Annotated in this window: 9 protein-coding genes and 1 other RNA gene; 4 read left to right on the top strand and 6 right to left on the bottom strand. The window is 53.2% G+C overall.

Annotated elements, in window-relative coordinates; translation table 11 throughout:
* Positions 1-396: 396 nt before the first annotated feature.
* The 3 genes from ffs to EGT51_RS03950 form a co-directional block, all read right to left on the bottom strand.
* An RNA gene (ffs, locus tag EGT51_RS03940) (signal recognition particle sRNA small type) lies at positions 397-483 on the bottom strand.
* 22 nt (positions 484-505) lie between these two features.
* Positions 506-1,057, bottom strand: a complete 552-nt coding sequence (gene tadA, locus EGT51_RS03945; protein ID WP_135367497.1) for a tRNA adenosine(34) deaminase TadA — start codon at positions 1,055-1,057, stop codon at positions 506-508.
* A 24-nt stretch (positions 1,058-1,081) separates the two neighbouring features.
* Positions 1,082-1,684, bottom strand: a complete 603-nt coding sequence (locus EGT51_RS03950) for a class I SAM-dependent methyltransferase (protein ID WP_135367498.1) — start codon at positions 1,682-1,684, stop codon at positions 1,082-1,084.
* A gap of 199 nt (positions 1,685-1,883) precedes the next feature.
* Here EGT51_RS03950 and EGT51_RS03955 point away from each other — a divergent pair, with 199 nt between their 5' ends.
* The 3 genes from EGT51_RS03955 (at position 1,884) to nrdF (ending at position 5,415) form a co-directional block, all read left to right on the top strand.
* Positions 1,884-2,111, top strand: a complete 228-nt coding sequence (locus tag EGT51_RS03955; protein ID WP_135367499.1) for a redoxin NrdH — start codon at positions 1,884-1,886, stop codon at positions 2,109-2,111.
* Positions 2,112-2,219: 108 nt separating this feature from the next.
* Positions 2,220-4,385, top strand: coding sequence for a class 1b ribonucleoside-diphosphate reductase subunit alpha (nrdE, locus tag EGT51_RS03960; protein WP_135367500.1), 2,166 nt, complete (start codon positions 2,220-2,222; stop codon positions 4,383-4,385).
* A gap of 34 nt (positions 4,386-4,419) precedes the next feature.
* Positions 4,420-5,415: a class 1b ribonucleoside-diphosphate reductase subunit beta gene (nrdF, locus tag EGT51_RS03965; RefSeq protein ID WP_135367501.1), complete on the top strand. Its 996-nt coding sequence runs from the start codon at positions 4,420-4,422 to the stop codon at positions 5,413-5,415.
* Positions 5,416-6,152: 737 nt separating this feature from the next.
* On the opposite strand, the gene EGT51_RS03970 is transcribed toward nrdF, so the two are convergent.
* A complete protein-coding gene (locus EGT51_RS03970; protein ID WP_135367502.1) occupies positions 6,153-7,055 on the bottom strand; it encodes a 3-hydroxyacyl-CoA dehydrogenase in 903 nt (300 codons plus the stop codon).
* A 179-nt stretch (positions 7,056-7,234) separates the two neighbouring features.
* Between EGT51_RS03970 and EGT51_RS03975 the strand changes: the two genes are divergently transcribed.
* The gene (locus tag EGT51_RS03975; protein WP_135367503.1) at positions 7,235-7,813 is read left to right on the top strand and encodes an LOG family protein; all 579 of its coding nucleotides are present in this window, start codon (positions 7,235-7,237) and stop codon (positions 7,811-7,813) included.
* Positions 7,814-8,391: 578 nt separating this feature from the next.
* Here the strand turns inward: EGT51_RS03975 and mprF are convergent.
* Together mprF and EGT51_RS03985 are read right to left on the bottom strand one after the other, a co-directional pair.
* Positions 8,392-11,001, bottom strand: coding sequence for a bifunctional lysylphosphatidylglycerol flippase/synthetase MprF (gene mprF, locus EGT51_RS03980; RefSeq protein ID WP_135367504.1), 2,610 nt, complete (start codon positions 10,999-11,001; stop codon positions 8,392-8,394).
* Between the two features lie 436 nt (positions 11,002-11,437).
* The gene (locus EGT51_RS03985; RefSeq protein ID WP_135367505.1) at positions 11,438-12,037 is read right to left on the bottom strand and encodes an NADPH-dependent FMN reductase; all 600 of its coding nucleotides are present in this window, start codon (positions 12,035-12,037) and stop codon (positions 11,438-11,440) included.
* Positions 12,038-12,269 lie beyond the last annotated feature (232 nt).

The following is a 12,269-nucleotide window of genomic DNA, read 5'->3' on the forward strand; positions in this document are numbered from 1 at the left end:
CAAAACTGTCAATGGCCCACAGCGAATGACTAAACGCTGTCATAATTGTCACGTCGATCGATTACTTCTACGTTAGCTCATTTATGCCGCTAATAAAGTTAATCACGAAGTCTCTCATTCCCCAACGCCATTTATCTCGCCGGAGTCAGGCAGACATCTGTCTTAGCCACATCACCATAAAAACGAGCCTGGACAAAACCTCCCAAGCTCGTTCCTTCACCTTCACATAGCTGAAACGTACGCCAACAGGCAGCCGGTTCAGCTTAAACCTGATACCCAAACAATCCAAGCCCAGGATTATTCGGGTATCAGCCTTAATGCTCGCCGGCTAATCGCCTTTTGGCCCACTCTCAACAAAAAACTCCCAGTCCAACGACTAGGAGTTGTTAATATCTCATAAACTTGAAGCACAAAGCGAAACGAACTTAGTGCTGCTTCCTTCCGGACCTGACACGATTCGTAAGCCCACCCTTGCTTCAAGGCCTTAACGGCAAGTACTAGTGTATCATGCTTTTTTCTGGTTGTCTAGCGTCTTCTCAGTTTGTGCTTGCGCCGCGGCGCGTTTGGCCTTCTTACGGGCCTTTTGCCGCACGCGCGCCGCCTTGAAGAAGCGGACCATCCGTTCACCGGCGTCCTTGGCCAAGAGCCCCTCGTGGACCGTGACCGTGTGGTTCAACCGGCTGTCCGTCAACGTTTCGTAGAGGCTGTCGACCGCACCAGCCTTGGGGTCACGCGCCCCATAAAAGACTTCCGGGATCCGCGAATTGATGATGGCGCCGCTACACATCAGGCACGGCTCAATCGTCACGTACAGTTGACACTCTTCCAGCCGCCAGCTCTTCAGTGTCCCGCAGGCTTCTTCGATTGCCCGAATCTCCGCGTGCATGGTGGCATCGTTGCCGTGTTCCCGCAGGTTGTGCCCCCGCCCCACGATTTGGTTGTCGTGGACGATGACCGCGCCGATGGGAACCTCGCCAATCAGGGCCGCCTGGTCTGCTTCGAAGAGGGCCTCTTCCATATAGTGGCGTTGCCGCCCCGTATAGTGCTGATCTCGCATCCAGACCCCTTCCTTTCCTGTTCGTTAGGCGAGCGTACTCTCTAAAATGTAATAGCCCTTGTCCTTTTTAATGTTGGTACAGTTACCAAACGTGGCTTGCATGGTCTTTTCTGCGGACGGCGCCCCCTGCTTCTTTTGCAGGACCACTGTCAGCGTGCCACCCGGGAGCAAGTGCTCCTTAGCCCCCGTCAACATGGCCGTCACGACCTGTTTACCGGCCCGAACTGGTGGGTTCGTAACGATAGCCGCGTAACGCTCCGTGACGTTGGCATAGACGTCGGAAGTCTTGATGTCGACGTTGTCGATTTGATTGGCCACCGCATTTTGCCGCGCCAAACTCAGCGCCAATTCATTGACGTCGACCATCGTGACCTGCCGTTCAGGCCACTTCTTGGCTAGTGCCAAGCCGATTGGGCCATATCCGGTGCCCAGGTCCAACCACGGGCCCGCCGGGGTCTTATCCGCGTTAAATGCGTTGAGCAATGCGCGTGAGCCATAGTCCACCCTGTTTTTGGAAAAAACACCGTTGTCGGTGGTAAACAACAATTCGTTGCCTAAGAGGGTAAACGGCCAATGATGTTCCTCGTGTAAAACGTCTGGATTTTGTGTATAATAGTGATTAGTCAATTTCTCCGCCACCTTTATCTCTTATTTTACCGTAGATACCTCGTGGTGGCTAATAAAAAAAGATTATTCGCTGAGACACCATATTTGGTAGTTATTGTATGTATCAACTACCAAATATGGTGTCTTTTTCCATTGTAATTTTCGCTGACTGGTGTAAACTGTACTCATCGAGATTGAATTTGATGAGGAAGTGGCAACAATGAAAGTAACGGTTTATTCCAAGAACAATTGTATGCAATGCAAGATGACGAAGCGTTTTCTGAGTGAACACAACGTGGAATTTGAAGAACGCAATATTAACCAGAATCCCGAATATGTGACATACCTCAAGGAGCAAGGGTTCCAAGCCGTTCCCGTCGTTGAGGCTTCCGGTCACCCTGCCTTTTACGGCTTCCGGCCGGATCAATTAACGCAAATTGCGGGCTAAGCTCTTTTTGAGTTGGTTCCCATTCGTTTTTGGCGATGTCGTGGTTTACACGGTGGCGCCATTTTTATTTGACACTTGCGCATTCTAACCTAGAAAGAGTTGACTAGTATGAGTTTAAAAGACCTAACCGACGTCACGTATTATGATTTAAATAACGAGATCAACATCCCCGTGAACGGTCAGATTCCGTTGAACAAGGACCAGGAGGCTTTGCAGGCTTTCCTCAAGGAAAATGTCATCCCCAACACCAAGACCTTTGCGTCGTTACAGGAACGCTTTGACTACTTGATTGCCAACAACTACGTCGAAAAACATGTTATCGACGCCTACCCAATGGCCTTTATCGAGGACCTTTACGCCTACTTACGGGCCCAAAATTTTCATTTTAAATCCTTCATGGCAGCGTACAAATTTTATGCGCAATATGCCCTGAAGACCGACGACAACGACTACTATTTGGAAAACTTCATCGACCGGGTCGCCATGAACGCCCTAGATTTTGCGGACGGTGACCAACAACTGGCCCATGACCTGGCTGACGAAATTATCCACCAGCGTTACCAACCGGCGACGCCCAGCTTCCTTAATGCCGGCCGTTCGCGGCGGGGCGAACTGGTCTCTTGTTTTCTGATCCAGTCGACCGATGACATGAATACGATTGGCCGGACCATCAACTCTGCGCTCCAGCTCTCCCGCATCGGCGGCGGGGTCGGCATCAGCCTGTCCAATTTGCGGGGCGCCGGTGACCCCATCAAACACATCGAGGGCGCCGCTTCTGGGGTCGTCCCCGTCATGAAGTTGTTGGAAGACAGCTTTTCTTATTCCAATCAATTGGGTCAACGGCAAGGGGCCGGCGTGGTCTACCTCAGCGTCTTCCATCCCGACATCGTCGCCTTTTTGAGTGCCAAGAAGGAAAACGCCGACGAAAAGATTCGGCTGAAGACGCTGTCTCTTGGGGTCACGGTGCCCGACAAGTTCTACGAGCTGTGTGCCGCCGACGCGGACATGTACCTATTCAGTCCCTACGACGTGGAACGCATCTACGGCAAGCCATTTGCCTACGTCGACATCACGAAGGAATACGACAACATGGTCGCCAACCCGGACATCCGCAAGAAGAAACTCAAGGCCCGTGACCTGGAAACGGATATTGGCAAGCTCCAACAAGAATCCGGTTACCCTTACATCGTCAACATCGATACGGCTAACCGCGAAAACCCCATTGATGGGCGCATCGTCATGAGTAACCTGTGCTCCGAAATCATGCAGGTCCAAACGCCATCGACCGTGAACAACCAACAAGAATACATTCAAAAGGGAACTGATATTTCCTGCAACCTGGGGTCCACCAACATCGTCAACCTGATGGCAGCCCCCGACTTCGGCCACTCCGTTGAAACCATGGTCCGGGCACTGACCTTTGTGACCGACCACTCCGACATCGACGTGGTCCCATCGATTCAAAAAGGCAACCAGCTGGCCCACACGATTGGCCTGGGCGCCATGGGCTTACACAGCTATTTTGCCAAGAACCACATGATGTACGGTTCCAAGGACAGCATTGCCTTTACCAGCGTTTACTTCATGTTACTGAACTACTGGACGCTCAAGGCCTCCAATCAAATCGCCAAGGAACGCCACGAAACGTTCCACAACTTTGAGAAGAGCACCTATGCTTCCGGGACCTACTTCGACCGCTACACCGAAACCGACTGGCGGCCAACTAGCGAAAAGGTCCAGCGCCTCTTTGCCAACATCTGGCTACCTTCTCCGGAGGACTGGGCTGCCTTGAAGGCCGACGTCATGCGCGATGGCCTGTACCACCAAAACCGGATGGCCGTTGCGCCGAATGGGTCCATTTCCTACATCAACGACACCACAGCGAGCCTGCACCCCATCATCAACCGGATTGAGGAGCGCCAAGAAAAGACGATTGGGAAGATCTACTACCCTGCGCCTTACCTGGACAACGACACCATGCCGTATTACAAATCCGCTTATGATACCGACATGCGCCGGGTCATCGACGTTTACGCCGCGGCCCAAAAGCACGTCGACCAGGGGATGAGCCTGACGCTGTTCATGCGCTCGACGATTCCCGCTGGCCTGTACGAATGGAAAGATGGCCGGACCGATAAAATGACGACGCGGGACCTGAGCATCCTGCGCAACTACGCTTATCGCAAGGGCATCAAGTCACTGTACTACGTGCGGACCTTCACCGACGACAACAACGAAGTCGGCGCCAACCAGTGTGAAAGCTGCGTCATTTAGCGGTCACTAGTCAATAAAAAAGGAGCGGTTGTCATTGGCACGAACTGAAAATTATAACGCAATCAATTGGAATCAGGTCTCAGACGAGATCGACAAAGCGACCTGGGAAAAGCTGACCGAACAATTTTGGTTGGACACCCGGATTCCCGTCTCCAACGACTTGGATGACTGGCGGACGTTAGACACCGATCACCAGTGGGTCGTGGGCCACGTCTTTGGCGGGCTGACCTTACTGGACACCTTGCAGTCTCAAGACGGGATGGCAGCGTTACGCCGCGATGTCCGGACCCCGCACGAGACGGCGGTCCTAAACAACATTCAATTCATGGAATCCGTTCACGCCAAGAGTTACTCCACGATTTTCTCCACGTTAAATACGCCGGATGAAATCGACGAGATCTTCCAATGGAGTGATTCCGAAGAATTTCTGCAAAATAAGACCAAGCGCATCTACGACCTCTACCACGATGATGAGCATCCCCTGAAGAAGAAAATTTCCAGTGTTTTCTTGGAAACCTTCCTGTTCTACTCCGGCTTCTTTACGCCGCTGTATTATCTGGGGCACAACAAGCTCAACAACGTGGCCGAAATCATCAAGCTGATTTTACGGGACGAATCCGTCCACGGCACCTACATCGGCTACAAGTTCCAACTGGGCATGAAGGAACTGACCGACAACGAGCAGCAGGCCATGAAGGACTGGATGTATGATTTTCTTTATCAGTTGTACGACAACGAAGAAAAATACACCCACACCCTCTACGACCAAATTGGCTGGTCAGACAAGGTCTTGACGTTTATTCGTTACAACGCCAACAAGGCCCTGATGAACCTGGGGCAAGATCCCCTCTTCCCCGACACGGCCGAAGACGTCGACCCCGTGGTTATGAACGGGATCTCCACCTCAACGGCCAACCATGACTTCTTCTCGCAGGTCGGTAACGGCTACCTGCTGGGAAACGTCGAAGCTATGAGCAGCGACGACTACAACATCGGTGAACCCGCCGATCCGGACGACCCTAGCAAGTAACCGCGTCAGTCATTTTAAATGAATACGAAAGGACCTGGGAAGATTTTTGCTCCCAGGTCCTTTTGTATTCAGTGGACCACTAGAATCTGACTCGTGACGTTAGGATTAGTTGCTGACCGCGTCATAACGGAAACTGGCCGCCTACCGTTCGCCAAATATGGGTTGGAACGCTGGGGCGGACGGGTCGAGCCAAAGAACGGTCTCGACGCCTCGCTTTGAGCCGAAAACCACGTCTCAAAGACGCCAGTTTCCTAAGCGGCAAGAACCACGCCGCTAAGGAAACTCCCACGGCTGAACCCATATTTGGCGAACTCTCGGCTACGGTAGTGCTTGTCAGTAACAGTTGCCTTAACCCCAGATAGCAGCTGCGTTGACGACTAGTCTATCATTAACACAGTGTTACTGATAGCCGTCAACTTGCCGGAGTCAGCCAGGATGGCGCCAGTTGGGTCGGCGGTGTGGGCTGAGTTTTTGTCTCAGCCTACAGCGCGGGACAACTTGAGAGACTGGCGGATTTTTCCAGGCTTTCAAGCGAGCCGGAAGACCGCCCTTCAGGCTGGAGGTGTTCCCCAGAGCAGGCTCTACCCTAGCCAGACGCAGGCACCTGGTTTCACCAATCCTAGGTGTCAAAACACTGCTGTTCCGGCAATCAACACACCAATTAAATTTACGGCCACTGTTCACTTGAAATTCTCAAGTATTGGTGTAAGATTCAGGGTAATCGCCGTCGCTGGGGCTTACCCCGCCGTCAGAAACTTGGCTGTTGTAAAGGCCGGGGCCGGATACGTGTAGAAGCCCTGGCGATTTTCTTCGCCGAATTTATCATGGTCTAGGAGCTCGCGCTTGAGCTTGTGAGCCACATCGACCAGGTCGCCCTTTCCTGGCTCCCGGCCAGCCGCCAGCAACAGGTGATAGACCTGGCGCAGGCCAATCTCATCGAGCATGCCAAACGGGCCCATCGGTGACTGGGTGGCAATCATCCAGGCTCGGTCGATGGTTTGCGGGTCGGCAACGTCGTGGAGCCACAGCGTCAGCGCCGTGTTCACGAAGGGTAGGAGCAACGACGTCAGCACGTACCCCGGCGTTTCACGATGAATGGCGATTGGCACCAAACCAATCTGCCGCACGAAGTGACACGCGTGGCGAAAGACTGCCGCATCGGTGCCAGCATGGCCCATCACCTCAGCTAAGCCGTGGGTACACAGTTGGTCTGCGAAATGCATGGCGAGAAACTTCGCCGGGCGCCCCGTGATGGCCGCAAACCGGCTGGGTAGCATAGTCGCCGAATTAGTCGCGATGATGGCCTGTTCGGGGGCCACCTGGGCCAGTTCCGTATAAAAGATATTCTTGGTCGCTGCCACCTCGGGGAGCGCCTCGATAATCAAATCAGCGTCCTCCACCGCCGTTTCCAGGTCCGTCGCAAAATCAATGCGCGCGTTGGTGTCGAAGATGACCGCCGGCGTTGCGTTGAACTGATGGGCGTAGTCCAGATTCAACTGGGCCAGCCGCCGTTTAGTCGCCGCAATCGCCGTCGCATCAACGTCTTCAATGACGACCTGAAATCCACGATAAGCAATTTGATAAGCAATCTGACTTCCGCGCGAGCCACCCCCGGCCACGACGATTTTCTTAAACTTCATGCGTGTCATCCTCCCCGCTGTTAGCCTACTACATGCTCCCCAGCATACGCACCTCTCAGGTCGGTAACAATTAACCCTACCTAGTTAGGGGAACCAGCTAACTAAGGGGCCCAATCAAACCATGATTGATTCTTTTTCCCACGCAACCGATTTTAACTCACTTATTGGAGGTCTTTTTCTTGCCAACGATTAAAAATGTCTGTGTTTTCTGTGGTTCCAACCACGGGTACGATCCACAATTTCTCGCCCAAACCAATGCCTTGGGCCAATATCTAGCCGCTAACCACCATCCACTGGTCTATGGCGGCGGTAAAGAGGGGCTGATGGGTGCCGTGGCGACTGCCACCATGCAAGCCGGCGGCCAGGTCATTGGCATCATCCCCACCTTTTTGAGCGAGCTGGGTCTGGCCAAGACCGACATCACCACGCTTCTAGAGACCAGCACCATGGACGAACGTAAGGACGAAATGCTCCGCCAGGCCGACGCCTTTATCGTGTTGCCCGGTGGGTTTGGCACTTTCGAGGAGTTCACGACCATGCTATCCTGGAGTCAAATCAACGTCCACCAAAAGCCCATCGCCCTGTTCAACATCGACCACTACTACGACCCATTGGTCACCATGATGCAAAAGAGCTGTGACGCCGGCTTTGCGCCCCAAGAAAACATGAACCTCTTCATCGACGCCACCACGATTGACGAGATTTTCACCGGCTTCGCCAATTTTCACCACCAGCTGCCGTTCAAGTACACGAACTAAAAGAGTGGGCTAAAAGGCAGTTAGCCGGCGAGCATTAAGGCTGATAACCGAATAACCCTGATTTTGGATTGTTTGGTTATCAGGTTTAAGCGGAACCGGCTGCCTTTTAGCGCACGTTTCAGCTACGTAACGGCTCGCGGTCCGCCTACCGTTCGCCAGTAACAGTTGTCTTAACCCCAGGTAGTAGCGACATGGGCGGTAAGTCTATCATTAACACAATATTACTGATAGACGTCAACTTGTCGGAGTTAGCCAGGGTGGCGTCAGCGAACCAGAAGACCGCTTCTCAGGCTGGAGGTAGTTCCTGCCTGGTTTCTCCAATTCCAGTGGGCAAGGCACTGTCAGTTTGAAAATCAACGCCTTAATCTTACTTTTACCTTTTAGAAAAATAGCGCGTCGACTGGCAGAAGGCTGCTGATCGACGCGCTATTTTAATAACTCAGCTGGTGTCGGCCGCTATTTTCGCTACGGTGGAATTACTGGCTCCGATTTTAGATAGCCGAAACGTGCGCCAACAGGCAGTCGGTTACCCGCCTTAATGCTCGCCGATTAACCGCCTGCTGGCGCACTCTTGTAATTTACTCCCGATTTTGCCACTGCACTTCATCGGACATCCAGTGGCCGAACCACTTGGGGGCTAGCTTGCTGCCAACCGGTGACCAGCGGTTGATGACCGACATCAGCTGTAACATGCTGAAAATCAGTGACTGACGCCGACGGTAGGCCAAGTATTTGGGCTCCCAATCGGTGACGTATTTTTCCTTATACGCCCGCAGCCCCTGGAAGCTGTAGAAGTTCGAGCCGTACTCGTAGATCAAGTGGGCGACCCGTTCTTCAATGAAGCTAAACGTCGACACACCGACGTTGGCCAGCGGCGCCATCCCCAGGTTAAAACTCAGGTAGCCGGTCTCCCGGCAGGTCTCAAACAAATAAACGAACAAACCGTCCATAATGCCAGACGGGGCATCTCGACTAGCCCGCATCAAGTCAATCGACGTCATGCGGTGGTCTCCCGTCGGCATCAGGTTGGCAAAGGCAACGACCTTCCCCGTTGCGTCCTGCATGACGGCGATGGGGGCCTCGTTCAGGTAATCACGGTCAAAGAAGCCCATCGAGAACCCCTTTTCCGTTTCGTCATGGAGCCAGGAATCCGAAATGGCCTGCAGCTCTTGGAATTGCGCATCGCTCAGGGGTGGTTGGAGCAGGGCAAACTGATAGCCCTCGCGTTTAAACTTGTTGATCAACGCCCGTTCCCCGCGGTGCGCCTTGCCAACTAAGCTAAAGGTCGCCAGATCGACGTGCCCCTCTTCGCCCACCTTGATGAAGTCAAAGCCCATTTCGTGCAGCCGTAGCGTCAGCGATTCACTGATTTCATAAAACACGGGACGCAAGCCGGCCTGATTGGCATCGTGCATGAAGGCCTGGAGCGCCGGTGCCAGGTAGTCTTGATTGCCGATTGGTTCGCCCATGACCAGCAGCTTGTCGGCCTTTTGCCGGAACAACAAGAAGAGTTGGTCGGCCCCATCGGCCTGGTAAAAATACGCGCGCTTGTCCTGCAAGAACGCCAGATGACTGACCTCGTTGCCGCCAAATTTGGTAATAATGGCCCGCATCCGTGGCGCATCGTAAGGCGCGTGGAGCCAAGCCGGCTTCGACGCGGACAAGTATCGGTAAATGCCAATCAAAATCAATAGCGCGGCTAACAGGCTGCCCAGGCCGGTCAACCAGACCTGCGTCGATGGTAGTAGCCAGGCGCTCGGTAAGAATGGCCGGTGGTGCCCACTGGGGAAGCTAGAAAGGCCCAGGATGGTGTACAACACGAAGGTCCCCACGTAGATCAGGCCGTCGACCAGCAGGCCGCCCCACGAGTAATGGAAGCCTGTCCGGTAGAGTTCCGGTCGAGCAAAGAGCAGGCAGGCCAGTACCAGGCCCAATAAGATGGCCAGGCCAACCGGGAAATTTTCGCGCCACAGCGTCACGCCAATGGCCACGACTAGTACCACCAGCGTCGGCCAATACGCCCGTTTCACCCGGGCACCCACCCCACGAGCCAGCCCAATCAGTAGGAAGGCCATGACAATGTTGGTGATTTGGCTCAGGAAATAAAACATGTAAGGCACCAGCCGCAAATAAAAGCGGTTGGCCAAGACCACATCGGGAATCGTGGCAAAAAGCAGCATCATCACGCCGGAAAAGTACAGGAAGATGGTCACGAATAAATGCGCCGCTCGCCGCAGTGCCGCCACCGGGAGGCCATTTAAGAAACGATTCATCCGCCGACCAACGTCGTGGATGAAGAACCCCACCCCCACGCCAAACGGCAGGAGGTAGTAGAACAACCGGTACAGCAACAACCAGCCCGTGGCGTCGGCCCGACTGACCCCTAAGAAGCCCAGGCCGATGATCATGAAGACATCAAAGGAACCCAAGCCCCCGGGAATCATCGAAACGACCCCGGCAACGGAAGCGACCACAAACATCGGGAAGACCGCCGCCAACGGAATCGGCAAGCGCAACGCCCAGCCAATCAGGAGAAAGAACAGCGCACAGCTCCCCCACTCCAGGCTGGACCCCAAGATCAAAATCCCTTCCCGTCGCCACGTGAGGTCCTGGAAGAACTCACTGTCGCTAATCCGGGTAAAGATGAAGATGACGGGGAAATACAAACCGCCGCCTAATAGCCAAAACCAATATCCCCGGAACGGTGCGCCGATGTCGAAGCCAAATAGGAAGACCAACGCGACCCAGCACGATAGCGATAATCCGGCCAGTAAGAAGAGCGCAATCTTGGAGATGGCGTAGACCACTTGCTTTTTCGTCGCCGACTCGGCATAGAAGTTGGCGCGCAGACTGGCCCCCAACAGACCGCCCATTCCCGCCAGATTGGTGAAGGTGTTGGTGGTCCACCCACTGCGAATGACGTAGCCGCGCGAAAACTTGCCCGGCAAAAATTGCACAATAGAAAAATCGTAGATCAGCATCGGCAAGACGGCCACGAACCCACACACCAGCAATAACATAAATGTCGCAGTATCCAACGACGCCAGTTCCGCCTGGAGCTGTTCGCCACTGACCTCATGGGCAATGCGCCCAACCATTTGAATCACAAAAATCAAAATCGAAAAGATGAAAATCCCTTTAATTAACGTTAGGTGTTTCTGTATCCGCCCCCACAATCTTTTCCCCATAATGATTGACCCCTCCCCGTAGTTCTTCATTATCGCAAGCTGACTGCCAAAGGACAATCTTAACCCCGTTGAACACCCCGGTTAATTTGTCTACTTAACAGCTCAGGTTATTTCCAGCATACCAAAAAGGCGCAAGGCCGCCCACCACTTTCGGCGGCCTTACGCGAATTTTAAAGCTTCAATCTGAAAATTTAAAGCCAAAAAACAACTGGAACTATTGTTACCAGGCGACTCATGGCGTTAAAAATCGTTGTTTTCAGCCTCACAACACGACCTGGCCGCCTACCGTTCGCCAAATATGGGTTGGAACGCAAGACGGGTCGGTCTCAAAGTGGCCTCATGGCCGAAACGTGCGCCAACAGGCAACTGGCGAGCATTAACACTGCTAGGCAGTTAACCGCCTGTTGGCCCACTCTTTTTCAGCTTCAATAACAAATTAGTCAGCCAACCCACCATACGGGTGATCCTTGGTAATCTGCGCGTAGTGTCGCAGTTCATCAGCGGCTTCGGTCAGACGCTGGGCAAAGTGGTCACTGTTGGCCGCGTCGGGTACCAGGTCACCGTCAGCCGTAAAGTTCGGTTCGGCATTCCATAGCAAAACGGGCGTTGGCAAGACCAGCATCTTCAGCATTTGCAAGATGCCGACAAATGAGGCTGCCGCAAGCATGCCACCATCGCTGTACTTGGAATAGGTCACGATTTGGACCGGTTTAGCGGTGACCTCAGGGCCCACGAAGTCCAACGCGTTCTTGAGACTGCCAGGAATGGCATGGTCGTATTCGGGACTCAAGATGAGGTAGCCATCCTGAGCGGCCAGCACATCTAACCACCGTTTCTCCGGTGCCGCCAAGTGCTGAATGGGTTCCGACAAGGGCGTCTCAGCGTGGTCGTACAGTGGTAACGGATAATCTTGTAAGTCGATCCACGTATACGTCACCTCAGGCGTTACTAAATGCCGTTGTAAATACTGAAAAAGCCGGGCGCCCAGTGAGTTCGTCCGCGTCGTACCGAGAATTACGCCAATTTTTACTGTCATCTTCGTGACCTCCTAGATTTAGTGACAAGGTCAACTATAACACGCGGGTTAACTAATTACAATAGAAACTAATTAATCATTTGATAACTAAAAGTAAGTGAATCATCCATATAAAACGGTTCTATGATATTTGGTGTTGATGGAGAACTCCATCGACGCCATTTTTGTATAAAAAAGAGGCATATCACCTCTGTGCTACAATCAAGTCGTCGAAACCAATTGAAAGCGAGGA

Origin of the sequence: Levilactobacillus suantsaiihabitans, from assembly GCF_004745505.1 — a bacterium.
GTDB classification, from domain to species: domain Bacteria; phylum Bacillota; class Bacilli; order Lactobacillales; family Lactobacillaceae; genus Levilactobacillus; species Levilactobacillus suantsaiihabitans.

Coding starts and splice junctions, on each gene's coding strand:
- tadA (WP_135367497.1), bottom strand. CDS start 1,057: ATGCGAGATCAGCACTATACGGGGCGGCAACGCCACTATATGGAAGAG.
- EGT51_RS03955 (WP_135367499.1), top strand. CDS start 1,884: ATGAAAGTAACGGTTTATTCCAAGAACAATTGTATGCAATGCAAGATG.
- nrdE (WP_135367500.1), top strand. CDS start 2,220: ATGAGTTTAAAAGACCTAACCGACGTCACGTATTATGATTTAAATAAC.
- EGT51_RS03970 (WP_135367502.1), bottom strand. CDS start 7,055: ATGAAGTTTAAGAAAATCGTCGTGGCCGGGGGTGGCTCGCGCGGAAGT.
- mprF (WP_135367504.1), bottom strand. CDS start 11,001: ATGGGGAAAAGATTGTGGGGGCGGATACAGAAACACCTAACGTTAATT.
- EGT51_RS03985 (WP_135367505.1), bottom strand. CDS start 12,037: ATGACAGTAAAAATTGGCGTAATTCTCGGTACGACGCGGACGAACTCA.